The organism is Pectobacterium fontis, from assembly GCF_000803215.1.
In the GTDB taxonomy this organism is placed as follows: Bacteria; Pseudomonadota; Gammaproteobacteria; order Enterobacterales; family Enterobacteriaceae; genus Pectobacterium; species Pectobacterium fontis.
Genome location: NZ_JSXC01000035.1, coordinates 145,541 through 171,128, shown reverse-complemented (window position 1 = coordinate 171,128; position 25,588 = coordinate 145,541). Strand labels below are relative to the sequence as shown.

General features: G+C 52.1%; 20 protein-coding genes, 2 tRNA genes and 1 pseudogene. 10 read left to right on the top strand and 13 right to left on the bottom strand.

The genetic code is table 11. The features are described from left to right. Nucleotides 1–29 precede the first annotated feature (29 nt). The 3 genes and pseudogenes from OI69_RS13240 to mtfA all read right to left on the bottom strand — a co-directional run. Nucleotides 30–386 (bottom strand): annotated as a pseudogene (locus tag OI69_RS13240) (Arm DNA-binding domain-containing protein); the annotation flags it as partial. A gap of 179 nt (nucleotides 387–565) precedes the next feature. Beyond that, nucleotides 566–641, bottom strand: a tRNA-Asn gene (locus OI69_RS13235). Between the two features lie 110 nt (nucleotides 642–751). Further along, complete coding sequence (mtfA, locus tag OI69_RS13230) at nucleotides 752–1,549, bottom strand: DgsA anti-repressor MtfA (protein WP_039351216.1); 798 nt, start codon at nucleotides 1,547–1,549, stop codon at nucleotides 752–754. A gap of 94 nt (nucleotides 1,550–1,643) precedes the next feature. Between mtfA and OI69_RS13225 the strand changes: the two genes are divergently transcribed. Then, nucleotides 1,644–1,733 (top strand) — tRNA-Ser (locus tag OI69_RS13225). Between the two features lie 487 nt (nucleotides 1,734–2,220). Here the strand turns inward: OI69_RS13225 and OI69_RS13220 are convergent. The 3 genes from OI69_RS13220 to moeA form a co-directional block, all read right to left on the bottom strand. Next, entirely contained in the window at nucleotides 2,221–2,820 is a 600-nt protein-coding gene (locus OI69_RS13220; RefSeq protein ID WP_039351213.1) for a nitroreductase family protein, read from the bottom strand. A gap of 71 nt (nucleotides 2,821–2,891) precedes the next feature. Beyond that, entirely contained in the window at nucleotides 2,892–3,680 is a 789-nt protein-coding gene (gene moeB / locus OI69_RS13215) for a molybdopterin-synthase adenylyltransferase MoeB (RefSeq protein ID WP_039351209.1), read from the bottom strand. Nucleotides 3,681–3,682: 2 nt separating this feature from the next. Then, nucleotides 3,683–4,918 carry a molybdopterin molybdotransferase MoeA gene (moeA, locus tag OI69_RS13210; RefSeq protein WP_039351206.1) on the bottom strand — a complete coding sequence of 412 codons (1,236 nt, stop codon included), beginning with the start codon at nucleotides 4,916–4,918 and terminating at the stop codon, nucleotides 3,683–3,685. A 442-nt stretch (nucleotides 4,919–5,360) separates the two neighbouring features. Between moeA and OI69_RS13205 the strand changes: the two genes are divergently transcribed. From OI69_RS13205 to gsiD, 4 genes are all read left to right on the top strand, one after another. After that, nucleotides 5,361–7,262 (top strand): dipeptide ABC transporter ATP-binding protein, encoded by a 1,902-nt coding sequence (locus OI69_RS13205; RefSeq protein ID WP_039351203.1) that lies wholly within the window; start codon nucleotides 5,361–5,363, stop codon nucleotides 7,260–7,262. A 25-nt stretch (nucleotides 7,263–7,287) separates the two neighbouring features. Next, on the top strand, nucleotides 7,288–8,832 hold the full coding sequence (gsiB, locus tag OI69_RS13200) for a glutathione ABC transporter substrate-binding protein GsiB (RefSeq protein WP_200886925.1): 1,545 nt from the start codon (nucleotides 7,288–7,290) through the stop codon (nucleotides 8,830–8,832). Between the two features lie 108 nt (nucleotides 8,833–8,940). Then, nucleotides 8,941–9,861 carry a glutathione ABC transporter permease GsiC gene (gene gsiC, locus OI69_RS13195; protein WP_039351263.1) on the top strand — a complete coding sequence of 307 codons (921 nt, stop codon included), beginning with the start codon at nucleotides 8,941–8,943 and terminating at the stop codon, nucleotides 9,859–9,861. Nucleotides 9,862–9,870: 9 nt separating this feature from the next. Continuing rightward, nucleotides 9,871–10,776 carry a glutathione ABC transporter permease GsiD gene (gene gsiD, locus OI69_RS13190; protein ID WP_039351200.1) on the top strand — a complete coding sequence of 302 codons (906 nt, stop codon included), beginning with the start codon at nucleotides 9,871–9,873 and terminating at the stop codon, nucleotides 10,774–10,776. 163 nt (nucleotides 10,777–10,939) lie between these two features. On the opposite strand, the gene OI69_RS13185 is transcribed toward gsiD, so the two are convergent. The 7 genes from OI69_RS13185 to bioA all read right to left on the bottom strand — a co-directional run bounded on the left by OI69_RS13185 (nucleotide 10,940) and on the right by bioA (nucleotide 19,024). After that, on the bottom strand, nucleotides 10,940–12,637 hold the full coding sequence (locus OI69_RS13185) for an NAD-dependent malic enzyme (RefSeq protein WP_039351197.1): 1,698 nt from the start codon (nucleotides 12,635–12,637) through the stop codon (nucleotides 10,940–10,942). Nucleotides 12,638–12,846: 209 nt separating this feature from the next. Continuing rightward, entirely contained in the window at nucleotides 12,847–13,737 is an 891-nt protein-coding gene (gene cdd / locus OI69_RS13180; protein WP_039351194.1) for a cytidine deaminase, read from the bottom strand. Between the two features lie 238 nt (nucleotides 13,738–13,975). Next, nucleotides 13,976–15,295, bottom strand: a complete 1,320-nt coding sequence (locus tag OI69_RS13175) for a PDDEXK-like family protein (RefSeq protein WP_039351192.1) — start codon at nucleotides 15,293–15,295, stop codon at nucleotides 13,976–13,978. 32 nt (nucleotides 15,296–15,327) lie between these two features. Further along, a complete protein-coding gene (locus tag OI69_RS13170; RefSeq protein ID WP_039351259.1) occupies nucleotides 15,328–16,026 on the bottom strand; it encodes a CidB/LrgB family autolysis modulator in 699 nt (232 codons plus the stop codon). Further along, nucleotides 16,026–16,433 (bottom strand): CidA/LrgA family protein, encoded by a 408-nt coding sequence (locus OI69_RS13165; RefSeq protein WP_015839768.1) that lies wholly within the window; start codon nucleotides 16,431–16,433, stop codon nucleotides 16,026–16,028. The genes OI69_RS13170 and OI69_RS13165 overlap by 1 nt, the downstream gene beginning before the upstream one ends. 220 nt (nucleotides 16,434–16,653) lie before the next feature. After that, the gene (locus tag OI69_RS13160) at nucleotides 16,654–17,448 is read right to left on the bottom strand and encodes a GH12 family glycosyl hydrolase domain-containing protein (RefSeq protein WP_039351189.1); all 795 of its coding nucleotides are present in this window, start codon (nucleotides 17,446–17,448) and stop codon (nucleotides 16,654–16,656) included. 271 nt (nucleotides 17,449–17,719) lie between these two features. Further along, on the bottom strand, nucleotides 17,720–19,024 hold the full coding sequence (bioA, locus tag OI69_RS13155; RefSeq protein ID WP_039351185.1) for an adenosylmethionine--8-amino-7-oxononanoate transaminase: 1,305 nt from the start codon (nucleotides 19,022–19,024) through the stop codon (nucleotides 17,720–17,722). 95 nt (nucleotides 19,025–19,119) lie between these two features. Here bioA and bioB point away from each other — a divergent pair, with 95 nt between their 5' ends. From bioB to uvrB, 5 genes are all read left to right on the top strand, one after another. After that, nucleotides 19,120–20,157: a biotin synthase BioB gene (gene bioB, locus OI69_RS13150; RefSeq protein WP_015839774.1), complete on the top strand. Its 1,038-nt coding sequence runs from the start codon at nucleotides 19,120–19,122 to the stop codon at nucleotides 20,155–20,157. Between the two features lie 39 nt (nucleotides 20,158–20,196). After that, the gene (bioF, locus tag OI69_RS13145) at nucleotides 20,197–21,354 is read left to right on the top strand and encodes an 8-amino-7-oxononanoate synthase (RefSeq protein WP_039351181.1); all 1,158 of its coding nucleotides are present in this window, start codon (nucleotides 20,197–20,199) and stop codon (nucleotides 21,352–21,354) included. Continuing rightward, entirely contained in the window at nucleotides 21,335–22,096 is a 762-nt protein-coding gene (gene bioC, locus OI69_RS13140) for a malonyl-ACP O-methyltransferase BioC (RefSeq protein ID WP_039351178.1), read from the top strand. The genes bioF and bioC overlap by 20 nt, the downstream gene beginning before the upstream one ends. Further along, a complete protein-coding gene (gene bioD, locus OI69_RS13135) occupies nucleotides 22,089–22,769 on the top strand; it encodes a dethiobiotin synthase (RefSeq protein WP_039351175.1) in 681 nt (226 codons plus the stop codon). Before bioC ends, bioD begins: the two co-directional genes overlap by 8 nt. Before the next feature lie 778 nt (nucleotides 22,770–23,547). Beyond that, nucleotides 23,548–25,560, top strand: a complete 2,013-nt coding sequence (gene uvrB / locus OI69_RS13130; RefSeq protein WP_039351172.1) for an excinuclease ABC subunit UvrB — start codon at nucleotides 23,548–23,550, stop codon at nucleotides 25,558–25,560. Nucleotides 25,561–25,588: the final 28 nt, after the last annotated feature.

Here is a 25,588-nt window from a genome sequence, read left to right as displayed (position 1 = left end):
TCTGGTCGCGACTAATACACCTTAACTTTGTAGTCTTCTGACCACTTGGTTTTGGTCTCAGCCCATGCACGAGCCATTACAGCAAAGGATCGGGACTCATCGTGTGTTCCTTGTCGCTCCCGGCCTGATTTTTTTCTGGCTCCTGGATCAATCCCATTAGCAATCAGCTTACGCGCTTCATCACGACGCTCCCTTGCGTCAGTCAAAGAAATAGCAGGGTAAACCCCCAACGATAACAGTTTTTGCTTCTGTGCAAAGCGGTAGGAAAGCCGCCAGTATTTAGATCCGTTCGGGTGGACAAGCAGGTGCATACCAAGACCATCAGTAAGCTTGTATTCTTTCTCAAGAGGTTTAGCTTTTTTTACTTTGGTGTCAGTAAGTGACATAGATTCTCTTTCCTTTTTGTTGGTATAAGGAAAATCTAACCAGAACTACCAAGAAATCTACCAACAAAATTGCTGGATATAGGTGTATTTCAGTGGATGTTAGTAGACAAGAGAGGGGAGGCAAGTGATTGATTAAATGCAAAAATGTAGACGCCCGTAGGCATCTACATTCTTTAATTTGGCTCCTCTGACTGGACTCGAACCAGTGACATACGGATTAACAGTCCGCCGTTCTACCGACTGAACTACAGAGGAATCGTGTGAACGGGGCGCATGATATCCAGCCCCCGCAGTACTGTCAACGGCAAAATCAGCTTTCTTGTCTGACTGTCTAGGCAATGTACGATTTGTTGTTTTTTTATGAATTAATAAATAGATGGCGCGCGGTAGCTAATGCTCGTTTGCCAGTTTTTGAGTCGGGCGAGCGGATCTTGTCGGTAGAATTTTTGGAAGCAGCGATACAGTTCGGGAAAGCGCGCTTCGAGAAGCTCGGGAGCGCTGAAGAAGTATTCAGACAGCACCGCAAAGCACTCAGCCGGATCGTGAACGGCGTAAGGATCCATGCTGGCGGCATCTTCTCCCACCAGATCGATTTCTTCCTGTAGAGCATCCATTGCGCCGTGCAGATGCTGTTCCCATGTCGCAATATCGCGTAAGGGGATCAGGGGAACGCCCGTGGCTTCGCCGCTGCTGCGAATATCCAGTTTGTGGGTGACTTCATGAATGATGAGGTTGAAACCGGAGAGATCGAAAGAGTCCTGCACTTCCTGCCAGTTGAGGACAATCGGCCCCTGATCCCAACTTTGCCCAGACTGTACCATTTTCCCCGTATGTACGAGTCCGGTGTCGTCCTGCCATTCTTCTTCGACAATAAACGGACCTGGATAAACCAGAACTTCGTAAAAGCTATCCAGCGCATCCATACCTAACGACAATACCGGCAGAGAAAACAGCAGAGCGATACGCTGCTGCATGACTTCCGTTAACACCAGTCCCTGCAACGGAATCAGGCGTTTTTGCTTCAAAAATTGATCGGCAAGGACAATTAATTTCTGACGTTCTTCGTCGCTTAAGGGCGCGAGAAGCGGGATCGACATCGCAGCGTGCCAGTGTTCAAGCGTTTGCGCTTGAGGTTGAGTGTTTTTCCACGGCCATTTAATCATTATTATTGCTCGTTAAGTCGTTACTTGAATTTAAAGGCTAGGGTGGGTGCTGTTAAAATGCCGCAAAAACGGGCATCATGGCAACTGCTTAAATGGAGAGATGCCGGAGCGGCTGAACGGACCAGTCTCGAAAACTGGAGTAGGGGCAACTCTACCGGGGGTTCAAATCCCCCTCTCTCCGCCAACTATTTAATAAAATCAATTTGTTATAGTTAATTTTTTGCTCTTATTGTGCATGAGTCATGCATAAAACAATCGCTGATAACGGTTTTTTTCTGACCTATTTATTTCTACCATGTTGTATTCTTTCTAGCATTCATTTTTACCTCCTCTAGCTCACACTCTCAAAACAAATTATGTTAGCCCCCGGCTAACATGCGAAAGCCTATTCTCGCTGGCGGGTGATGTTTTAGAGGGTAAGGGATACAGATGAGGGTTAGCGACGTTATGAAGGTGATAAACGGTGGTTTAAGATAAGTAACTATGATCTGTCTTTGAAAAGATCACCGTTAACGAATGGAGCCATAAAATCAGTTGCTGCGTATAATGACTGCGGCATCATGTTGGTTATGATAGCCATCCACGTCATGATGTGGCGGAAAACCAGAACCTAAAACAAAGAGGGACACCGAGCCGTGTCCCTCTTTGTTTATCAAAACTGAGTCAGCGGGTTATTTAAACACGCGGAAACGTTCTTCAAAGGCAATATAGGTTTTCTCACCGGCTGGTTGCTCGACTGAACCGAATGGCATTTGAGCGCGCAGTTTCCAACTGGCTGGCAGATTCCACTGTGCTTTGACATCATCGTCGATCAGCGGATTGTAGTGCTGGAGTGAGGCACCAATTTTTTCCTGTGCCAATGTGGACCACACGGCGAATTGGGCGATCCCCGTTGAATGCTCAGACCATACCGGGAAATTATCGGCATAAAGCGCGAATTTTTCCTGTAGTGCTTCAATTACGCTGGTGTCTTCAAAAAACAGGACGGTTCCCGCGCCGGCGGCAAAGGAGGCCAGCTTGCTTTCTGTCGGGGCAAAGGCATCCGCAGGCACAATTTTCTTCAGTTGTTGTTTAACGATATCCCACAGCTTGTGGTGCTGTTCACCGAACAGAATCACAACACGGGAACTTTGTGAATTAAAAGAGGAGGGGCTTTCATTAACAGCTTCGGTAATGAGGGCGGTAACCTGATCTTCTGATATCGGTAATTTATCGCCGATGGCATAGATTGAACGACGGGCCTTGATTGACTGCAAAAAAGCATTACTCATGGTGTGTTCCTCAGTTTACGTTGTAACTTACACATGACACTGTGTCACTAATATCTCTGATGTTCAATGACTTATCGTATCGGAGACGCATCTTTTTCTTCGACGCGAGGTTCGCCACAGACCTCACAGAGCGGGTTTTTCGGTAGCATGATTTCACGGAATTGCAGCGTCATCGCATCGAATATCAGCAAGCGACCGGTAGTCAGTTTGCCGTATCCGGTGAGCAGCTTAATCGCTTCCATCGCCTGTAAACTGCCAATGGTGCCCACCAGCGGCGACATCACACCCGCTTCGACGCAGGTCAGGGCGTTGGCGCCGAACAGACGACTGAGACACTGGTAGCAAGGTTCATCGGGCTGATAGGTAAAGACGCTGATTTGGCCTTCCATCCGAATCGCCCCCCCGGAGATCAGCGGTTTTTTGAGCTGAAAGCCAATGCGGTTTAGACGGTTGCGAATGGTGACGTTGTCGGTGCAGTCCAGCATGGCATCGTGTTTGCTGGCCAGTTCGCTTAGCGCCTCGTCATCGAGATCGCCATCCACCGTATCGAGCGAAAGATGCGGGGTCATGTCGGCCAACGTCAGGCGCGCCGATTCCACCTTTGCCATCCCGATGCGGGCGTCACGATGTAGAACCTGGCGTTGCAGGTTAGACAAAGAAACGGTATCAAAATCCAGTAGCGTCAAGTGGCCGATGCCGGCCGCCGCCAGATACTGCGCTGCCGCACAGCCAAGCCCGCCCAGCCCGACAATCAACAGGCGGGATGCCTTGAGTTTTTCCTGTCCGTCAAAATCGAAGCCGCGTAGCACAATCTGGCGATTGTAGCGCAGTATCTCTTCGTCGCTTAGCGTCGGTAACATACTCAGTGTCCTAGCAGGGCGTTAAAAGGCTCGATTTCTACCCATTCCCCAGCGGCGACACGGCCACGCTCCTGTTCAAGCACGATAAAACAGTTACCGAGGCTGAAAGAACTAAAAACGTGCGAGCCTTGATGTCCGGTGGTTCTGACTTCCAGTTCACCCTGCGCGTTACGGCTGACAATACCGCGCTGGAAATCGGTGCGTCCCGGCGTCTTTTTCAGGGTACTGGCAGTCTTGACGCGGAGGCGAGGAGGCTGGTGCCATTGCGTATAGCCGGACAGACGCGCCAGCAGCGGCTGAACCAGTTGATAAAAGGTCAGCGCAGCGGAAACCGGGTTTCCCGGCAGGCCGCAGAACCAGGCGTGTTGTAATTTACCGAAGGCGAAAGGTTTGCCGGGTTTGATCGCTAACTTCCAGAAATGGATGTCACCCAGTTCATCCAGCATGTGTTTGGTGTAATCCGCTTCACCAACGGAAACGCCGCCGCTGCTAATTACCAGGTCGGCAAGCCGATCTGCTTCATGGAATGCGGCGCGTAGGGCGGCAGGATCGTCGCGGATAATTCCCAAATCATGCACGTCGCAGCCCAATTGTTCCAGCATCAAGCGAACGGTGAAACGGTTGGTGTCATAAATCTGGCCGTCTTCCAGCGGCTCGCCGACAGGTTGCAGTTCATCACCGGTGGAAAACACCGCAACTTTCAGGCGGCGTATCACGTCAATCTGCGCAATTCCCAGCGAAGCCAGCAGCGGCAGTTCTGCTACGCCCAGTTTGCAGCCCGCAGGCAGTACGCTGGCACCTGCCTGAATATCCTCCCCCGCCAGACGAATATTCTGACCGGGTTTGACCTCATGGGGGAAACGGATACCGTGCTCGCTGACGTCAGCCTCTTCCTGCATGATAACGGCGTCGGCGCCTGGCGGAATCGGTGCGCCGGTCATAATGCGAATGCACGTTCCGGCAGGCCATTCGCCGGTGAAAGGCGTGCCAGCGAAGGCTTTTCCAACGAGCGGTAGCGGTGCGGCTGTGGATAAATCCGCACAGCGTACGGCATAACCATCCATGGCGGAATTGGCGAAAGGTGGAACGTTAATCGGGGAGGTGATAGCACGGGCGGTAATTCGTCCTGTAGCGTTGAACAGGGATACGCACTCTGTCTCGGTGAGGGAAGGAACCTGAGAAAACATATTTTCCAGAGCTTGTTCAAGAGTCAGTAAACCTGAATTAACGCTTTCCATCTTCACTCCACTGCGGGTTTCATCAATACGAATAATGTTTCGCCACGATGCTGTTCATGGGCGAAAACGCGTTTCCTATGCCAATATTAATTATGTCAGAGTTCGTCACGGGGGTGAATGTATACAGGTCAAGGAATAAGGCTTTTGGTGCATGAACCCCGTTAAGAACTCAGTAATATTCATCGGGGGTAAAACTGCGGTATTTTGCCCGCAACATGAATCATTTCGGGTAAAAGAGTGTGGATTTGCATGGAACATTCCACCTGATGATGCGCCTTTTTGATAATTAACCTAATGTTATAAAAAGGAATTTTTCACCATATTGATGTCAGTTTCCGCTTTACATCATCCCTTGTGCTAAATATAGTCGAAAATTGCTGATAATTTGTCCCCGACCGCGTTGCGCGGTTTCCAGCCTCATCTATATGGAGATTCGTTGTTCATGTCGCCCACACCGGATCATTATGTCTCGCTGTCTTCCCCTGTTCCGGGAGGGTTTTTGCCTGAAAAACGGGTGGTGGAGGTGCGTAACCTGAGTGTCTATTTCGAGCAACAGGGGCAGCGGATGGACGCGGTGCGTCATTTGACGTTCTCTGTCGATCGGGGGGAAACGTTAGCTATCGTCGGGGAGTCAGGCTCGGGCAAATCGGTTACGTCGCTGGCGTTGATGCGGTTGGTCGAACATGCGGGCGGGGTGATTCATCAGGGGGACATGCTATTTCGCCGCCGCGATGGGGAGGTGCTGGATCTTCGTGGTGCCCGTCAGCGGGTGATGCGAACATTACGTGGCGCAGATTTGGCGATGATTTTTCAGGAGCCGATGACGTCGCTGAATCCGGTGTTCCCCGTCGGTGAACAGATCGCCGAGTCGATTCGTTTGCATCAGGGCATGGACAGACGCGCCGCGCGAGCAGAGACCTTGCGTATGCTGGATCTGGTCAGAATCCCGGAAGCGCGCAACGTACTGGATCGCTATCCTCACCAGCTTTCTGGCGGAATGCGCCAGCGGGTCATGATTGCGATGGCGCTGTCTTGCAAACCGTCGCTGCTGATTGCCGATGAGCCGACGACTGCGCTGGATGTCACTATTCAGGCGCAAATTCTGCAACTTATCCGGGTGTTACAGCGTGAAATGGACATGGCGGTGATTTTCATCACCCATGACATGGGCGTAGTGGCGGAAGTGGCGGAACGCGTATTGGTTATGTGCCGTGGAGAAAGCATCGAAGCGGGGAGTGTTGGGCAAATTTTTACTGCGCCGCAACATCCTTATACGCAAGGGTTATTGGCCGCGGTTCCGGCCTTAGGGGCTATGCGCGGGAAACCGTTCCCGGAAAAATTTCCGCTGCTGGATCAACACGCGGTACGCATTGAGGCCCCCCTACCGCAGGATACCGTGCCAGCGGATGTAGCACCGATCTTACAGGTTCGTCATCTGGTGACGCGCTTTCCGATTCGCAGCGGTTTATTGAACCGCGTGACGCGGCAGGTGCATGCGGTAGAAAACGTCAGCTTCGATCTCTGGCCGGGCGAAACGCTTTCGCTGGTTGGCGAATCCGGGTGTGGTAAGTCGACCACTTGCCGTGCGCTGCTTAAACTGGTTGAAAGCCAGCGTGGCGACATTACGTTTAATGGTCAGCATATCCACCAGTTGAAAGGCGCGGCGCTACAGCATCTGCGGCGTGATATTCAACTGATTTTTCAGGATCCGTATGCGTCACTCGATCCCCGGCTGACGGTTGGATTCTCGATTATGGAACCGCTACTGGTACACAACATTTGCCATCGGCAGGAGGCAGAGAAACGTGTGGAGAGGCTGTTATTGCGTGTAGGGTTAGAGCCTGAGCATGCCCGACGCTATCCGCATGAATTTTCTGGTGGTCAGCGTCAGCGCGTTTGCATTGCCCGAGCGCTGGCGTTGAACCCTAAAGTGGTGATTGCGGATGAGGCGGTATCCGCGCTGGACGTGTCGATTCAGGCACAAATCATCAATCTGATGCTGGATCTGCAACGTGAATTCGGCATCGCATTTTTGTTTATTTCACATGATATGGCGGTGGTTGAACGCGTCAGTCATCGCGTGGCGGTGATGTATATGGGGCAGATTGTCGAAATCGGCCCACGGCAAGATGTCTTCGAACGCCCTCGACATCCTTATACCCGTAAATTGATGTCGGCAGTGCCCGTTGCTGACCCTTCACGCCGCCAGCGTGAGCAGGTGCTGTTGGTTGATGAAATACCCAGCCCGATTCGGGCGCTTGGCGATGAGCCGATCACTGCGCCTTTGGTTCAGGTGGGCGAGCGGCATTTTGTGGCGCACCACCCGATTGCAGGCGCTTATTGACAGGGATTCACAAGGAGAACGTAGCATGAGCGTAATGACGATAAAACGGCGTTGGTTAGTGGCCGCAGGGATAACCGCTGCTATGGCGGCCTCACCCGTCTGGGCAGCGAAAAATGCGGTTATCGCTGTAGGTTCCACGTTTACCAGCCTGGATCCGTATGATGCCAACGATTCGCTATCGCAGACGGTGGCGAAATCATTCTATCAGGGGTTATTCGGCTTCGATAAAGACATGAAGTTGATTAACGTACTGGCAGACCGCTATGAGGTTAGTCCAGATGGCCTGACGTATACCGTTAAGCTGCATCCCGATGTTAAATTTCACGATGGATCGGCATTTAATGCCGCTGCCGTCAAAGTGAATCTGGATCGCGCCAGTAATCCAGACAACCGTCTGAAGCGCTATAACCTGTTCAAAATGATCGACAAAACCGAGGTGGTGGACGATCTGACGGTAAAAATCACGCTGAAGACGCCGTTCTCCGCGTTTGTGAACAATCTGGCGCATCCGGCGGCGGTGATGATCTCTCCGGCAGCGTTAACGCAGTACGGTAAAGACATTGGTTTCCATCCAGTTGGCACCGGCCCATACCGTTTTGTCGCCTGGAATCAGACCGATTTTGTCAAAGTCGAGAAATTTAGCGGCTACTGGAAGGCTGGGTTGCCGAAGTTGGACAGCATTACCTGGCGTCCCGTCGTGGATAACAACACGCGTGCGGCACTGTTACAGACCGGTGAAGCGCAGTTTGCCTACCCGATACCGTTCGAGCAGGCCAAGGTACTGGAGAAAAATGACAAGCTGACGCTGGTGGCGTCGCCGTCTATTCTGCACCGTTACATCAGCATGAACGTTACGCAGAAGCCGTTTGATAACCCAAAAGTGCGGCAGGCGTTGAACTATGCGATCAACAAAGAGGCGCTGATTAAAGTCGCGTTCTCCGGCTATGCGACACCAGCCGAAGGGCCACTGCCGGGCAGTATTGATTATTTGGTAAAATATCAGCCGTGGCCTTACGATCCGGCGAAGGCGCGCGAGTTGCTGAAGGAAGCGGGTTACCCTAACGGTTTCACCACGACGTTGTGGGCATCGCACAACCACAGTACGGCGCAGAAAGTCTTACAGTTCACCCAGCAACAACTGGCGCAGGTTGGCGTAAAAGTGCAGGTCACCGCGATGGATGCGGGACAGCGCGCTGCGGAAGTGGAAGGTAAGGGCGTGAAAGAGACGGGCGTTCGCCTGTTTTACACCGGCTGGTCGGCATCAACGGGCGAAGCCGACTGGGCGCTATCGCCGCTGTTTGCAACGGCTGCCTGGCCACCTGCGCAGTTCAACACGGCGTTTTACAGCAATCCGCAGGTTGATGCGGATCTGGCAAATGCACTGAAAACGACGGACAGGGCAGAAAAACAGAAACTGTATCAGGATGCACAGGACAAAATCTGGGCGGATGCGCCGTGGATTTTCCTGGCGACAGAGCGTTTAGTCTCGGCTAACAGTAAAAAGCTGACCGGATTTTACGTGATGCCCGATACCTTATTCAGTTTTGAAGACGCCGATCTGAAGGAATAACTCGTCGCAAAAGAGTGATCAGGGCGTCGGGTGGCCGTCAGGCTTCCCGTAGGAGTCAACACACGTTCACTCATGGGGAGTCTGGCGCATGTCTGTGGAAAACTGTTCATGCTGAATTATTTTATTAAACGGCTACTGGGACTGATCCCCACGCTCCTGATTGTGATGGTGCTGGTGTTCCTGTTCGTGCATCTGTTACCCGGCGATCCGGCGCGTTTAGCTGCCGGGCGCGAAGCCGATGCGGCCGTTATTGAGATGGTACGGCAGGATTTGGGATTGGATAAACCGTTGCTGCATCAGTTCTGGCACTTCTTCACCAATATCCTGCAAGGGGATTTGGGGACGTCGATAGTGTCGAAGCGGCCTGTGACGGAAGAGATCGCCATGCGTTTTATGCCGACATTCTGGCTGACGGTGTGCAGCATGGTGTGGGCGGTAATTTTTGGCATGGCAATCGGTATCGTGTCTGCCGTGTGGCGCAACGGCTGGCCGGACAGAATCGGTATGACGCTGGCGGTATCCGGCCTCTCTTTCCCGGCGTTCGCGCTGGGTATGCTGTTAATGCAGGTTTTTTCCGTCGAATTGGGCTGGCTGCCGACGGTGGGGGCGGATAGCTGGCTGCACTACATTTTACCCTCGCTGACGCTGGGCGCGGCGGTGGCGGCGGTGATGGCGCGTTTTACCCGTGCATCGTTTGTTGATGTCTTGCAGGAAGATTACATGCGCACGGCGCGGGCAAAAGGCGTACGTGAATCCTTGGTCGTAGTGAAGCACGGGCTGCGCAATGCGCTGATTCCGGTGGTCACGATGATGGGGCTGCAATTTGGTTTTCTGCTCGGTGGCTCGATTGTCGTCGAGAAGGTTTTCAACTGGCCGGGATTGGGGCGATTGCTGGTGGATGCGGTGGAGATGCGTGACTATCCGGTGATTCAGGCGGAAGTGCTGTTGTTTTCACTGGAGTTTATTCTGATCAATCTGCTGGTGGATATGCTGTATGCCGCGATTAATCCCGCTATTCGTTATCAATAAGGATAGGGAATGAGACATTGGCGACGTAAAGCGATGTTGGCGACGTTCCCTCTCATTAGGGATACGCCGGTTCGTACGCCGTGGCGTGAATTCTGGCGGCGCTTTCTGCGGCAGCACGTCGCGGTTAGCGCTGGTGTGTTTGTGCTACTGCTGATTCTGATCGCGTTTCTGGCTCCGTATCTGATCCCCTATGATGCCGAGAATTATTTCGATTATGAGCGACTGAATGAAGGCCCATCGGTGTCCCACTGGCTGGGGGTGGATTCATTAGGACGTGATATTTTCAGCCGGATCCTGATGGGAACGCGTATCTCGCTGGCGGCGGGTATTCTCTCGGTGCTGGTAGGGATGATTATCGGCACGACTCTGGGTCTTCTGGCAGGCTACTACGAAGGGTGGACAGACCGCATCATCATGCGGATTTGCGATGTGTTGTTTGCTTTTCCCGGCATTTTGCTGGCGATTGCCGTTGTGGCGATGATAGGGAGTGGGATGGCGAATGTGATTGTCGCTGTCGCGATTTTCAGCATTCCGGCTTTTGCTCGTCTGGTACGGGGCAATACGCTGGTACTGAAGCAACTGACTTACATCGAATCTGCCCGCAGCATGGGAGCGAGCGACGGGACGATCCTCTTTCGGCATATTCTGCCCGGTTCGGTGTCTTCCATCGTGGTGTTTTTTTCGATGCGCATTGGGATGTCGATTATCACCGCCGCCAGCCTGTCATTTTTAGGGCTTGGCGCACAGCCACCGATGCCGGAGTGGGGAGCGATGTTGAATGAAGCGCGGTCGGATATGGTGATCGCCCCGCACGTTGCGATCTTTCCCAGTTTGGCGATCTTTCTGACGGTATTGGCGTTTAATTTATTAGGCGATGGCCTGCGCGATGCGCTCGACCCAAAGTTAAAAAGCTGAATAAAAAAGCGCGACACATGTGGTTTAACGCCGATCGTTTCAAGATCGAGATACGGGGGCGACCACGGTGTGAGGTCTCCCTGCGGGAACCTCATCACCGTGTTTCCCCCTACATCCACAAGCATTACGATACATGTGACCGCGCTTTTTAGTCGTAAGACCGTTAGAACGAGGTGCGTTTGTAGCTGCGGTACTGTGGCTGCCAGAAGTTATGGTCAATCGCTTTCTGCAAGGCATCAGCAGACGTGACGACGGCCACACCTTGCAACTGTGCGGCTTTACCCACTTCCAGTGCGATACGTTTGGACACCTGCTGGATATCTGACAGATCCGGCAGCAGCGCGCCTTCACCGTTATTCGCCAGCGGCGAGCAGTCAGCCAGAGCGCGGCTGGCGGCCATCAACATGCCGTCAGTGATACGCTTGGCGCCTGATGCCAGTACCCCTAACCCAATACCTGGGAAAATGTAGGAGTTGTTGCACTGTGCGATAGGGAAGACTTTATCCTGATAGTTCACTGGCGAGAACGGGCTACCCGTCGCGACCAGTGCCGCGCCTTCCGTCCAGCGAATGATATCTTCTGGACGCGCTTCTACGCGGGATGTCGGGTTAGACAGCGGCATCACGGTAGGACGAGCACAGTGTTTGTGCATTTCACGGATGATTTCTTCTGTGAACAGACCCGGCTGACCAGATACCCCGATCAGGATGGTCGGCTTGGCATTGCGTACCACTTCCAGCAGTGAAATCGCATCGCTGTTACAATCCCAATCAGCCAGCAGCTCACTTTTCTGCACCAGTTTGCTCTGGAAATCGAGCAGGTTCGGCAGTTTGTCCGTCAGCAGACCGAAACGGTCAACCATGAAGACGCGCGCGCGCGCTTCTTCATCGCTCAATCCCTCGGATTTCATCTGGGCGATGATTTGCTCAGCAATACCACAGCCTGCGGAACCTGCACCCAGGAAGGTAACGGTCTGATCGCGTAACTGTGTACCTGCGGCACGGCTGGCGGCAATCAGGCTACCCAGCGAAACGGCGGCCGTTCCCTGAATGTCATCGTTAAAGCTACAGATTTCATCGCGATAGCGGTTCAGCAACGGGGTTGCGTTTTTCTGTGCGAAGTCTTCGAACTGCAACAGCACGTTCGGCCAGCGGCGCTTAACGGCCTGAATAAATTCGTCAACAAATGCATAGTATTCGTCGTCGGTGATGCGTGGATGGCGCCAGCCCATGTACAGCGGGTCATTCAGACGCTGTGGGTTGTTGGTGCCGACATCCAAAACCACTGGCAGGGTGTAGGCAGGGCTGATGCCGCCACAGGCGGTGTACAGCGACAGCTTACCGATAGGGATCCCCATACCACCGATGCCCTGATCGCCCAGACCCAGAATACGTTCGCCGTCAGTCACCACGATGACTTTCACGTTCTGTTTAGTGGCGTTTTGCAGCATATCGTCGATATGTGCGCGGTTAGGGTAGGAGATAAACAGACCACGGGCGCGGCGATAGATATCGGAGAAGTGTTCACAGGCTTCGCCAACGGTCGGCGTGTAGATGATTGGCATCATCTCACTGAGGTGGCCGTCCAGCAGGCGGTAGAACAGTGTCTCGTTGGTATCCTGAATGTTGCGTAGATAAACGTGTTTTTCAATATCGTGTTTGAATTCCTGATACTGACGCCAGGCCCGTTCTGCCTGTTCTTCGATGGTTTCAACGGCTTCTGGCAGCAGGCCTGCAAGGTTAAAATCAGCACGTTCTTCTTCAGTAAACGCGCTGCCTTTATTCAGCAGGGGAAATTCGAGCAAGATCGGACCAGCATAGGGGATGTAGAGAGGACGTTTGCTTTCGTATTCTAATTCCATGACTTTTTACTCTTCGGATAACAGAAAAGAAACTCAGGTGTTGTCGATGAAAAACTGTTGCGGATCTTAAATTACCCAGAAAATATGTACAGGAATTGTTAATTTAAATAGTTACAGATGGCTTGCATCTTGGCTGAAATACAGGCTTTATCGATTCACCTCTCTTTTTTTGCCCTCATGTCGTCGATATTTTGCGCCTGCTCCCATCATCATTCCTCAATAAAGTGGTATTCAACGTCGGTGCAACCCAGCTCGGCCAACATAATTTGTGAGATCGCCCGGTGACTGACCACGGCATTACGTCGCTCAACGATCGCTGCGCGTTTGATGGTTCGGGAGTGCTCACCGGAAAGATTCATCAAATTTAGTGCGGCTTGTAAAGGCGGTAAACTGGGGTTGAACGCGGCATTTTCTGCATAGCGCCCGGTATAGATGTTGCCCCCCGTGGTTTCCAGCGCAATGCCGCTGATCGCGTTGCTATAAGGGGCGTGGCTACGGTTGGCGGCATCCAGCGCCTGACGCGTGAGCGTATTCACATTCAGCAAGGTTGCGCCGTGATTGATGTCATCCATCAGCAGCGTATCGATTTGCAAATCGACGGGGCCAAAGGCATCCGGCAGATAGTGGCTGAGCACGGCTGGCTGGCGACCCGGTAGTTGAATACGCAGTGTCGCTGCATTGCGTAATTCATTCATAAACTGGCGACAGTGGCCGCATGGGGTGTAGTTGACGGTCACGGCCTGTAATCCGCGTTCATTGCGCAGCCAGGCATGGCTTATAGCGCTTTGTTCGGCATGTACCGTTTGCTGAAGCTGAACGGCGCTAAACTCCATATTGGCACCAAAGTAGAAATTGCCACTGAGTCCTTGCGCAACCGCGCCGACTTCAAAGTGTGAAATAGGGGCTTGCGCACAGGCCGCCGCCAGCGGTAACAGCGCAAAGGCCAACGCGTCGGTGTCTAACTGGCTGGCTGCGCAAACCGCTTTCACATCGTCAGCGGTGAGCATGGCGGCGAAATCCGGTTTAGCGATCAAGGGGCCGAGCGCGTCTTGCAGACTGGCCGGTAATTGCTGGAAGGCATTTTCAAATCGTGGATGCATATCGGCTTACTCTTCTTGCCCGTCAATGACGTCATGTTAGGTAGCAGTGTAGTAATAAATTGTGATCAATATCTCCTTATTAAGTGAAATGATTGCAAATTAACTGCTAAATGCGAGATGTATCTCAATTTTTACTGCTTGCGTTCTCTTATTTCCACATGGGTGGATAATAAAAAAGCGCACAACGGAGAAATTGGTCTCCTGTTGTACGCCTTCGTTGCGGATTTTAACAGCAGGCTTAACTACGGATGATTTTTTTCTCTCTCGCTTTTTCCAGAAGTGCCCCAGCATCCTGAATAAGTTTCACCGCTTCTTTGGCGATATTTTGTGTTGGGATACCTTCTTTTCTGACCGCAATTTTCCAGCGTCGGCGTCGTTTCTTTTCTAGATCGGGGTAATGGGAGGTTAATAGCTGACGTAGTGCCGGTACATCGCATAATTCCTTCGATATATTGTCTTCGTAATAAACCAAAAAAATAGTAAACGACGATTTAGGATCGTTTTCCCAGATGATATTCACATAAAATGGCCAATAGCCATTATCTGGATGCCTTAGCGCAAGCATGGATGGCATAGTGATATTTAACCAACTTCTGCCTATTTCCAGATGATCGTCCGTCAATTGTGGAAATGATTTTCGCAGGGTAATCAGAATGCCGGAAATGCCTTTAGCCTGAATGAGATGCTCGCATAGTTGATCATTTTGCTGAATAAAGAGCAGAATTTCACCCTCAATTCCTCTCTGATGAGTAGGCTTCCAATCTGCCAGTTTTAATTTTTTGAGTTGAGACAGGAAATTGATCACTGATTCATGCTGTGCAGCTAGCTGAGCTGACAGTTCAGAAATCTCTTTTTCATTCGTGTTTTGCCACTGAGCTTGTTTTTGGCAATAGGCCATTAACAGTTGTGCAGCGGCATTATTGTTTTGTAATTGGATTCGAGCACGTTGTGCCGCTTTTTCTAGCCATTGGTAGCTTAGAAATGCCCACTTATTATCCAGCGATTCTATTTTTTCTTCGCGGTAGCTCTCAAATTTTTTATCCAAAACCACATAAGCAAACTTGTAACCTTTAAACGAGGTTTTAGTAGGAAAGGTGTTTTGAACTGCCTCGTAGTAATCAGCGAGTTGAGAGGCAGATAATGCAGCCCCGACTTTGTTTTCAATGGTAACGATGAACTGGTTTTTCGGGTCGATCAAAAAGAGATCGAGACGGCGTTTCGAACCTATGAGGTCTCTAATACTAAACTCACGAGTCACAAAAGCCGAACCGAAGCTCGTTGTCTGTATACGACTAGGAGTCCATTCCTCAAAGAATTTCTTATTAGCAAATTTATTGATTTCATGGCCTGCATAGTAGGCTGCGGTCAGAAAATCTTTAATAACTGCATCGCCCTGACAGTGGCCTTCATTGGGATTTAGACACCAGGCAAGCATGTCAGAGTTTTGATTTTCTGTGAGGTCGATGACATCAAGGATATTGTCTGAAATACGCAATTTTTCCCGTAACTCTAGCAATTGCTCATCCGCGAGAAAGTCGTAAAATTCCTGTATATCCATATTTCATTTCTCCATTTTTTTTTAAAAAAAAATCAATGACCAACAACACTTAACAATAAAGGAAAGACAAACGGCGCAATCAGCGACGTGATGATCCCGCAGATAACCAGCGCCAGTGAGCTGAATGCGCCTTCCTGATAATCCACTTCCGCGCAGCGCGCCGTCCCGAGTGCGTGCGAGGCGGTGCCCATCGACAAACCTCGTGCCGCTTTGGTTTTGATCCCCACGCGATTAAACAAACTGTGTCCTAATACGGCACCAAGAATACCGACAAAAATCACACAAACGGCACTGATTGCCGGAATACCGCCAATAGAACTGGCGACAGCCATTGCAATCGGCGTGGTGACGGATTTCGGCAGTACCGAGGCAGCGATCTCTGGCGAGGCGCCCAGCCACAGCGCCACCAACGTGCCGGAGATAATCGCTGTCAGGCTACCGATGAAGCACACGCTGATAATCGACTTCCAACGGGCGCGAATCTGGTGCAACTGTTCATAAAGCGGGAACGCCAGCGCGACTACTGCGGGTTGCAGCAGGTCGTTAAGCATTTTGCTGCCCTGAAAATAGTGCTCGTAGGGGATCTTCAATACCAGCAGCAGCGGAATAATAATCGCCATCGACACCAGTAGTGGGTTCAATAGAGAGAGTTTGGTCAGGACGGCTAACTTACGCGCGGCGAAAAAAACCATCAGAGTGAGGGGCAGTGACCACCACAAATAGCTGAACATCATTCATTATCCTTCGGCGGCGTGCGATCGCCAGCCATGGCGCGTTCACGCTGCATTATCTGAGTACTGAAACCCACAACCAACATCACAATAAAGGTACTGATCAGACAGGAAACCACGATGGGGCCAAACTGCTGGCTGACCAAATCGTAATAATTCATCACACCAACGCCGATAGGGACAAACAGCAGCGCCATATGGCGAATAAGGAGGTGGCAGCCCGGTTTTACCCACTGCGCGGGCAGGATCTGTGAGGCCAGAAGGGTGAACAGCACCAGCATACCGATGATACTGCCGGGGATAGTGAATGGAAGTAACGCGGATACCGCATTGCCTGCCAGCAGGCAGAGATAAATCAATGCGAAAGCGCGTAAATACTGCCAGCAAACGATGAACGTATTACGCATGGGAAATTCCTAGTTAGCTGAGGGGACTATCATAACGCTAATGGAATTGACGTGCTACAGCTCACGAATTTTGTTGGGGGAAGGGAAAGCGAGTCTGCCTACAAGATGAGCAATGTGCGTCCAGGCTGAAAATGAAGCGAGAAGCCGATGAGATAAATGCGGTTCAACCTTGCACCAACGTCGCGTCAAGGTTGAACCGGAAAGGGTTAAAACCAGCGTGTTATTTTACGTCTACGCTCCATTTGGTGATGTCAATCTGGCCATCACCACCAAAGATCTCGGTGCCAAACTCAACGCTGCTGATATATTTTGCATTACTCATCCATTTCTTTGTTCCGACTAAATAGTTGGTGAAATGACGAATATTGAGTGAAGCACTGTTGATATTGGAAGTACGGACAAAGGAAAAGACATTCCAGCCCTTACCGTTACCCGCGTTGATCCAACCTTTGAATACGTTCCAACTGCTGCCGCCGAGGAAAACCGTTTCAATATAGTCACCAGCCGGACCGGCATTGGTATTATTTAGCCAGATCATGACTTCATCGGTAGGGATAGAATCCCAACTGGCTTTATCGGTGGTGTGGAACCAAATGTCATAAGCGGCGTTGTAAGTACCACTGGATTTGATGGAATAGGTAACGTTGCTGGTAATACTTTTATTGCTGGACAATTTTATTGGTAAACCACTGTTTGCCGTATAGCTCGCCGTCCAGTGCCAACCGCTGACGAGCGATGGATAGGCTTTAACGCTGGGAGAGGTACTCGGCCAGTGCCAGTTCCACCCCATGCTGGTTGGGCTATTATAGAAAACGGTTTGCTGCCAGCCTTTTACTTCATCTTTTCCCCAAACGTTATTGAATACATAGTATTTATTATTCTCAAAATAGAGTTTATCGGCATCCTTTGATGAACTGATGGCAGAAGCCGTGAACGGTGAGAGTAATAAAGCAGAAAAAAGTACGGGTAATACGGTGCGGAAAGTACGATGTGGAAGGGTATTCATAATAAGCATAATAAATCTCCTTTTAATATATGCTTGAGGTGTTTCAATTTGAAATTTAGCGCGTATTACGTCAGTATCTATGGGTGAGTAAATATAAACTGTGGTGTACTTAACAGATTGTCGTTATTTCATGGAATGTCAGGATAATTCGAATCATGGCTCATGAATAAAATGAAAATCTTATTCATGACAATAATAAGAGCGGTAATGAATATTGCTGGAGTGATGTCAGAAGGCATTGATTTTGAGGCGCACAGGAATGTGCGCTTTCGGTTGCCGATTATTTAAAGAGCCGCTCGTCACGAATAGCCGCGCAGACGGCATCGGTCAGCTTACGCAGTTCATCGGGCTGAATGATAAACGGTGGCATCAGGTAAATGAGTCGGCCAAAGGGACGAATCCAGACGCCGCGCTCGACGAAGAAACGCTGTAACCGCGCCATATCAACCGGGCGCTGTGTTTCCACTACGCCGATAGCCCCCAGCACGCGAACGTTCGCTACCTGTGGAGAATTCGCGCAGGGTTGCAGCGCGTCTCGCAACTGTCGTTCAATCTGCTGAACTTGACCTTGCCAGCGGTTCTCCGCTAGCAGCGATAGGCTGGCGTTGGCTGCCGCGCAGGCCAGCGGATTGCCCATAAACGTAGGGCCGTGCATAAAACAGCCCGCCGCGCCGTTGCTGATGGTTTCAGCGACCATGCGAGTGGTTAGCGTGGCTGAAAGCGTCATGTAGCCGCCAGTGAGCGCTTTTCCCAGACACATAATGTCGGGTGAAATGCCCGCATGTTCGCAGGCAAACAGCTTGCCAGTGCGGCCAAATCCGGTGGCTACCTCATCGGCAATCAGTAAAATACCCCATTGATCGCACAGTTCCCGCACCCGATACAGATAGGCTGGAGGGTAAAAACGCATGCCGCCCGCCCCTTGTACGATGGGTTCCAGAATCACGGCGGCGATCTCATGCGCGTGCGCTGACAGCATGGTCTGAAACGGTTCGATATCGGCTTCCTGCCACGCGTCGGCAAAATCACCGTCGTGAAGAGAATCGCAGGGGGGCGCATCGACAAACAGATGGGCAGGCAGATAGCCCTGATACAGGCTGTGCATGGAATTCTGCGGATCGCATACTGACATCGCGCCGAAGGTATCTCCGTGATAGCCGTGACGCAGGGTGAGAAAGCGTTGGCGGGTTTCACCACGAGCCTGCCAATATTGCAGCGCCATTTTCATCGCCACTTCAACGGCCACCGAGCCGGAATCCGCCAGAAAAACGCATTCCAACGCATTCGGCGTGATGTCCACCAGCTTACGGCACAGCGCAACTGCGGCTGGATGGGTAATCCCGCCAAACATCACATGCGACATCTGGCTGAGCTGGGTCTGTACGGCCTGATTGATCGCGGGATGGTTGTAGCCGTGAATCGCGGCCCACCACGATGACATGCCATCAACTAAACGACGTCCATCATCCAACTGAAGCTCGACACCGCTGGCCGCAATCACCGGATAGCAGGGCAGTGGTTCTGTCATTGAGGTGTAGGGGTGCCAAATGTGGCGCTGGTCAAACGCGATGTCTTCTGGGCTCATGATGATCTTTGGTAAACCAAAATGGATTCTATTTGGTTGACAGTATATCGGGTTAATTTACACTGGCGAAACGTTTTTAGTTTGGAGATGCCGAGATGGCTGACCGTATGTACTGGACGCTTGAGCAAGCGCAAGACTTATTTAATAAACCGTTTCTGGAACTGATGTTTGAAGCACAGCAGATCCATCGCCAGCATTTTGATCCCCGTCAGGTGCAGGTTAGCACGCTGCTTTCCATCAAAACGGGTGCCTGCCCTGAAGACTGTAAATACTGCCCGCAAAGTTCCCGCTACCGCACCGGGATTGATACCGAACGCCTGATGCAGGTTGAACAGGTACTTGAGTCGGCTCGTCAGGCGAAAGCCGCAGGATCGACACGTTTCTGCATGGGTGCAGCGTGGAAAAACCCGCACGAGCGCGACATGCCGTATCTGGAGCAGATGGTGCAAGGCGTGAAAGCGATGGGGATGGAAACCTGCATGACGCTGGGGACACTGCATAACGATCAGGCCGAGCGTCTGGCCTCTGCCGGACTGGACTTCTATAACCACAACCTCGATACCTCGCCGGAGTTTTACGGCAGTATCATCACCACGCGTACCTATCAGGAGCGTCTGGATACGCTGGATAAGGTGCGTGGCGCAGGCATTAAAGTGTGTTCCGGCGGCATCGTGGGGTTGGGGGAAACCGTGCGCGACCGCGCCGGGCTGCTGGTGCAGTTGGCTAACCTGCCGACGCCGCCGGAAAGTGTGCCGATCAACATGCTCGTTAAGGTGAAAGGAACGCCGTTGGCGGAGAATGAAGATGTCGATCCGTTTGATTTCATTCGTACTATTGCCGTCGCGCGCATCATGATGCCCGCTTCTTATGTACGCCTGTCTGCGGGACGCGAGCAGATGAGTGAACAAACGCAGGCCATGTGCTTTATGGCCGGTGCTAACTCCATTTTCTATGGCTGCAAGCTGTTAACGACGCCAAATCCAAAAGAAGACAAAGATCTGGCGTTGTTCCTCAAACTCGGTCTGAACCCGCAACAGACGGCGACCGAATACGGAGATAATCAACAGCAACAGCGGCTGGCAGAACAGTTGATTAATGCCGATAGCGAGCAATTTTATAATGCGGCGGTATAACACCTTGTGCGCACACGGTCAGGCAAGGTGTGTTGCATCATGAGTTGGCAACAACGTATTGAAGCTGCGCTGGCGCAGCGCCAGCGCGATGAGGCTTACCGTGTGCGGCTGGCTAATCAAGGTGGTAGCGGGCGCTGGCTGATGCAGGGCGATCGCTGCTATCTGAATTTTTCCAGCAATGACTATCTGGGGTTGAGCCATCACCCGGAGATTGTCCACGCCTGGCAGCAAGGGGCTGAGCAGTACGGGATTGGCAGCGGGGGTTCCGGGCATGTGACCGGGTATACCGATGCGCATGCCGCGCTGGAAAATCAGTTGGCCGACTGGCTGGGCTATCCGCGTGCGCTGCTGTTTATTTCCGGTTATGCCGCGAATCAGGCTGTGGTGGCGGCGCTGGCACAGGCGGAAGACCGTATTCTGGCGGATAAACTGAGTCACGCTTCGTTGCTGGAGGCGGCTGCGCAGTCCCCCGCGACCCTGCGGCGCTTTAAACATAATCAGCCCGATAGCCTGCAAATGCTGCTGGAGAAACCCACCGACGGCCAGACGCTGGTGGTAACCGAAGGCGTATTTAGTATGGATGGTGACACCGCGCCGCTATCGGCGTTGCAGGCACAGTGCAGAGCGCACGATGCCTGGTTGATGGTGGATGATGCTCACGGGATTGGCGTGCTGGGTGAGGAAGGACGCGGGAGTTGCTGGCAGCAGGGCATCAAGCCGGAACTGCTGATCGTCACGTTTGGTAAGGCGTTTGGCGTGAGCGGCGCGGCGGTGCTGTGTGCTGAACCGCTCGCTGAGTATTTCCTGCAATTCGCCCGTCATTTGATTTACAGCACCTCAATGCCAGCCGCACAGGCCTGTGCGCTGAGTGCGGCGGTTCAGTGTGTCCGGCAAGGGGACGCGCGGCGTGATGCGCTACGGCGCAATATCGCCCAGTTTCGCGCGGGCGTTTCTAACTCATCCTATCAACTGATGGATTCGCAGAGTGCGATTCAACCGCTGATTGTCGGCGAGAATGTGCGGGCGATGGCGTTGATGAGCCATCTGCGTGAACAGGGCGTGTGGGTCAGCGCTATGCGACCACCGACGGTGCCGCCCGGCAGCGCACGACTGCGGATCTCGCTGACGGCGGAACATCAGCCGGAAGATATCAGCCGCTTGCTTACGGTATTAGACCATGCTGACAGAAAACGATAACAAGCGGGCGATTGCGCAGGCGTTTGGGCGTGCGGCTGGCGGCTATGACCGCTTTGCCGACCTGCAACGTATCAGCGGAGAGCGCCTGCTGGCGCTGATGCCGTCGCACAGCGGTTTACAGGTGTTGGATGCGGGGTGTGGGACTGGACACTTTAGTCGCCGTTGGCGCCAGACTGGTAAATCGGTGACTGCGCTGGATTTGTCGGTGGACATGCTGGCGTATGCCCGCGAGCAACAGGTTGCCGATTGCTATCAGGAAGGGGATATCGAAAACCTGCCGCTGGCGGATTGTTGTGTCGATATCAGCTATAGCAATCTGGCCGTACAGTGGTGCGATTCGTTACCGCGTGCGCTGGCAGAGTTGTATCGGGTGACGCGGTCGGGGGGCGTGATTGCGTTTGCGACGCTGGCAGACGGTTCCTTAAACGAACTATCGCAGGCGTGGCAGCGGCTAGACGGGACGCAGCGAACGAATCGTTTTTTGCCTTTCTCAGCGATTGACGCTGCCTGTCAGCCTTATCGCCATCATCTGGTGCAGGAGCGTGAAGTGTGTTTTTTTCCTGACGTGTTGACGTTGATGAAATCGCTGAAGGGGATTGGTGCGACCTCGCTGCATGACGGGCGTACGCCAGGGCTATTGAGCCGGGCGCGGCTGGCGGCGTTGTCTGCCTATTATCCGCAGGAGACGGGCGGCTATCCGCTTAGTTACCAACTGGTTTATGGAGTGATTTATCGTGATTAAACGCTGGTTTGTAACGGGTACGGATACCGAAGTCGGGAAAACGGTCGCCAGCACGGCGCTGCTTCAGGCTGCGAATCAGGCGGGATACCGCACCGCAGGCTATAAACCCGTGGCATCCGGCTGTGAAATGACGGCCGATGGCATTCGCAATAGCGATGCGCTGGCGCTTCAGGCCAATAGCAGCCTCCGGCTGGATTATCAGGCGGTAAATCCGCTGGCGTTTAGGGAGCCGACCTCGCCGCATATTATCAGTGCGGTGGAGCAGCGGCCGATTGATCTCTCGGCGCTATCAGCAGGATTACGTGCATTAGAAGCGCAGGCGGAGTGGCTGCTGGTTGAAGGGGCGGGCGGGTGGTTTACGCCATTGTCGGAACAGGAGACGTTTGCCGATTGGGTGATTCAGGAGCAGCTTCCGGTGATTTTGGTGGTCGGCATTAAGCTGGGGTGCATTAACCACGCGATGCTCACCGCGCAGGCCATTCAGCACGCGGGGTTGCATCTTGGCGGCTGGATCGCGAACGACATCACACAGCCGGGAAAATGGCATCAGCCGTATTTGCAAACGCTGCAACAGCGCCTGCCTGCGCCAATGCTGGGTGAAATTCCTTATTTATCCGATCTCCCACAGCATCATTTGGGGCAATATATTGATATTGGATTATTAGTAGAGTGATTACTTCACTCATTTTTTATTTGTGCTTAGTCAGTACACCGTTTTTTGTTGTTTTATCAGAATTCCCTTTATGGGGATGAAATCTAAGTTTTTATGTGGATTAATAGATAAAACCTTCTTGAACTTTCCTCTGGCTCCCCGCTATGCCTGAATTGTCGCGATGTACGTGCGGGGGCTTTTAGCCTTTTTCCGTCTAACGCTTATGTGATAAATCACAGAAAGAGTGCGAAGAAAATCCATATCAGAGGCAATCGCGAATGAAGCGGGTATTTATCCAACTCAGTGCTGATGCGGGGTTGTGTGAGTTATCCACCATTTCTGTGGATAACTATGTGTATTATGGATAGACAACGCGCCTTAGCCGAGAGCCGGCGCGGGTTTTCGCCAGGTTGGCGCTATTCTCCACGGTTTTTCTAATTTATTTATTATCATACAGTTAAGTAAAATCAAGCGTCTTGAGCATCAATATGGCGTAGTTGCATAAATTAACGTCACCGACGATCTCGGTATGTTACATTTTTACTGAGTCTGGGGATAAATCACGATGATTTTGTCTGGTAGATTAAAGATAGATGTGCTAGCAAATTCATTTGTCGATGAATCATCCAATCCTGCGATAATTTTCTTGCTGCTGTTTTTATATCCAGTATTATTGCGATGGCGAATTTCGTCATTGGCGTTCAAAATAGTCATTGGCGTTCAAAATAAAAGTGCAGCGCATCCACCCACGACGTCGTCTTGAGCGATAAGTAATAACGAATAAGTAGCGTGCTTAACGATGAGTAAAGTATTTACACTGAATTCCGACTTTAAACCAGCAGGCGATCAGCCTGAGGCCATTCGTCGCTTAAAAGAAGGTCTGGAAGATGGGCTGGCGCACCAAACGCTACTCGGCGTCACCGGATCAGGGAAGACATTCACGATCGCCAATGTCATTGCCGACCTTAATCGGCCAACGATGATGTTAGCGCCAAATAAAACGCTGGCAGCGCAGCTATACGGCGAAATGAAAGCCTTTTTTCCCGATAACGCTGTCGAGTACTTCGTCTCGTACTATGACTATTATCAGCCAGAAGCCTACGTTCCTAGCTCAGATACCTTTATTGAAAAGGATGCGTCGGTTAACGAGCATATCGAACAGATGCGCCTTTCCGCGACAAAAGCGCTGCTGGAGCGGCGCGATGTGATCGTCGTGGCCTCAGTATCTGCCATCTATGGTCTGGGCGATCCCGATCTCTACCTGAAAATGATGCTGCACTTAACGCAGGGGATGCTAATTGACCAGCGCGCTATTTTGCGGCGTCTGGCGGAGTTGCAATATTCCCGTAACGATCAGGCATTTCAGCGCGGTACATTCCGCGTGCGCGGTGAAGTGATCGACATTTTCCCCGCCGAATCTGATGACATTGCGCTGCGTGTTGAACTGTTCGATGAAGAAGTGGAACGGCTATCACTGTTTGACCCGCTGACGGGGCATGTCCTACAAACGGTGCCGCGCTATACCATCTACCCGAAAACGCACTACGTGACGCCACGTGAGCGTATATTGCAGGCGATGGAAGACATCAAGGTTGAACTGGCTGACCGTAAAAAGGTGCTGCTGGCCAATGACAAACTGGTGGAAGAGCAGCGGCTGAGTCAACGCACGCAGTTTGATCTGGAGATGATGAACGAACTGGGTTACTGCTCCGGTATCGAAAACTATTCACGTTATCTTTCCGGGCGTGGCCCCGGCGAGCCGCCACCGACGCTGTTTGACTATCTGCCTGCCGATGGGCTACTGGTCATTGATGAATCCCACGTCACCGTGCCGCAGATTGGCGGGATGTATCGCGGCGACCGCGCACGTAAAGAGACGCTGGTCGAATACGGTTTCCGGTTGCCGTCGGCGCTGGATAACCGTCCGATGAAGTTTGAAGAATTCGAAGCGCTGGCGCCGCAAACCATCTATGTCTCAGCGACGCCGGGCAACTATGAGTTGGAAAAATCGGGCGGTGAAGTGATCGATCAGGTGGTGCGTCCCACCGGATTGCTTGATCCGCTCATCGAAGTGCGGCCTGTTGCGACACAGGTGGACGATTTGCTGTCCGAAATTCGCCAGCGTGCAGCGATTAACGAACGCGTGCTGGTGACGACATTGACCAAGCGAATGGCGGAAGATCTGACGGAATATCTGGAAGAACACGGCGAGCGGGTGCGTTATCTGCACTCGGATATCGATACCGTCGAGCGCGTAGAAATCATTCGTGATTTACGCCTTGGCGAGTTCGATGTGCTGGTGGGCATTAACCTGTTACGTGAAGGGCTGGATATGCCCGAAGTGTCGCTGGTGGCGATTCTGGATGCCGATAAAGAGGGCTTCCTGCGTTCCGAACGCTCTCTGATCCAGACGATTGGCCGAGCGGCGCGTAATCTGCGTGGCAAGGCGATTCTCTACGGCGATAAAATCACCCCCTCCATGGCGAAAGCGATAGGTGAAACAGAGCGTCGCCGCGAGAAACAGGAAGCCTACAATACTGAACACGGGATTGTGCCACAGGGACTCAACAAGAAAATTGCCGATATTCTGCAATTGGGTCAACCGACAAACAGAGGTAAAGGACGGGGCAGTCGTAAAGCGGCAGAACCGGCGGCACCTTATGAACTGATGACGCCGAAAGCGCTGGAACTGAAAATTCGCGAGCTGGAAAGCAAGATGTTGACGCATGCGCAGAATCTTGAATTTGAAGAGGCGGCGACTTTGCGCGATGAAGTACAGGCGCTGCGCGCGCAATTTATCGCGGCCTCCTGACGTTCCCACACTCACTGAATATTAAGCG

What these genes read in the sequence shown, in the direction of transcription:
- mtfA (WP_039351216.1), bottom strand. Translation starts at nt 1,549, where the DNA reads ATGATTAAATGGCCGTGGAAAAACACTCAACCTCAAGCGCAAACGCTT.
- OI69_RS13220 (WP_039351213.1), bottom strand. Translation starts at nt 2,820, where the DNA reads ATGAGTAATGCTTTTTTGCAGTCAATCAAGGCCCGTCGTTCAATCTAT.
- moeB (WP_039351209.1), bottom strand. Translation starts at nt 3,680, where the DNA reads ATGTTACCGACGCTAAGCGACGAAGAGATACTGCGCTACAATCGCCAG.
- moeA (WP_039351206.1), bottom strand. Translation starts at nt 4,918, where the DNA reads ATGGAAAGCGTTAATTCAGGTTTACTGACTCTTGAACAAGCTCTGGAA.
- OI69_RS13205 (WP_039351203.1), top strand. Translation starts at nt 5,361, where the DNA reads ATGTCGCCCACACCGGATCATTATGTCTCGCTGTCTTCCCCTGTTCCG.
- gsiB (WP_200886925.1), top strand. Translation starts at nt 7,288, where the DNA reads ATGAGCGTAATGACGATAAAACGGCGTTGGTTAGTGGCCGCAGGGATA.
- gsiC (WP_039351263.1), top strand. Translation starts at nt 8,941, where the DNA reads ATGCTGAATTATTTTATTAAACGGCTACTGGGACTGATCCCCACGCTC.
- gsiD (WP_039351200.1), top strand. Translation starts at nt 9,871, where the DNA reads ATGAGACATTGGCGACGTAAAGCGATGTTGGCGACGTTCCCTCTCATT.
- OI69_RS13185 (WP_039351197.1), bottom strand. Translation starts at nt 12,637, where the DNA reads ATGGAATTAGAATACGAAAGCAAACGTCCTCTCTACATCCCCTATGCT.
- cdd (WP_039351194.1), bottom strand. Translation starts at nt 13,737, where the DNA reads ATGCATCCACGATTTGAAAATGCCTTCCAGCAATTACCGGCCAGTCTG.
- OI69_RS13175 (WP_039351192.1), bottom strand. Translation starts at nt 15,295, where the DNA reads ATGGATATACAGGAATTTTACGACTTTCTCGCGGATGAGCAATTGCTA.
- OI69_RS13170 (WP_039351259.1), bottom strand. Translation starts at nt 16,026, where the DNA reads ATGTTCAGCTATTTGTGGTGGTCACTGCCCCTCACTCTGATGGTTTTT.
- OI69_RS13165 (WP_015839768.1), bottom strand. Translation starts at nt 16,433, where the DNA reads ATGCGTAATACGTTCATCGTTTGCTGGCAGTATTTACGCGCTTTCGCA.
- OI69_RS13160 (WP_039351189.1), bottom strand. Translation starts at nt 17,448, where the DNA reads ATGCTTATTATGAATACCCTTCCACATCGTACTTTCCGCACCGTATTA.
- bioA (WP_039351185.1), bottom strand. Translation starts at nt 19,024, where the DNA reads ATGAGCCCAGAAGACATCGCGTTTGACCAGCGCCACATTTGGCACCCC.
- bioB (WP_015839774.1), top strand. Translation starts at nt 19,120, where the DNA reads ATGGCTGACCGTATGTACTGGACGCTTGAGCAAGCGCAAGACTTATTT.
- bioF (WP_039351181.1), top strand. Translation starts at nt 20,197, where the DNA reads ATGAGTTGGCAACAACGTATTGAAGCTGCGCTGGCGCAGCGCCAGCGC.
- bioC (WP_039351178.1), top strand. Translation starts at nt 21,335, where the DNA reads ATGCTGACAGAAAACGATAACAAGCGGGCGATTGCGCAGGCGTTTGGG.
- uvrB (WP_039351172.1), top strand. Translation starts at nt 23,548, where the DNA reads ATGAGTAAAGTATTTACACTGAATTCCGACTTTAAACCAGCAGGCGAT.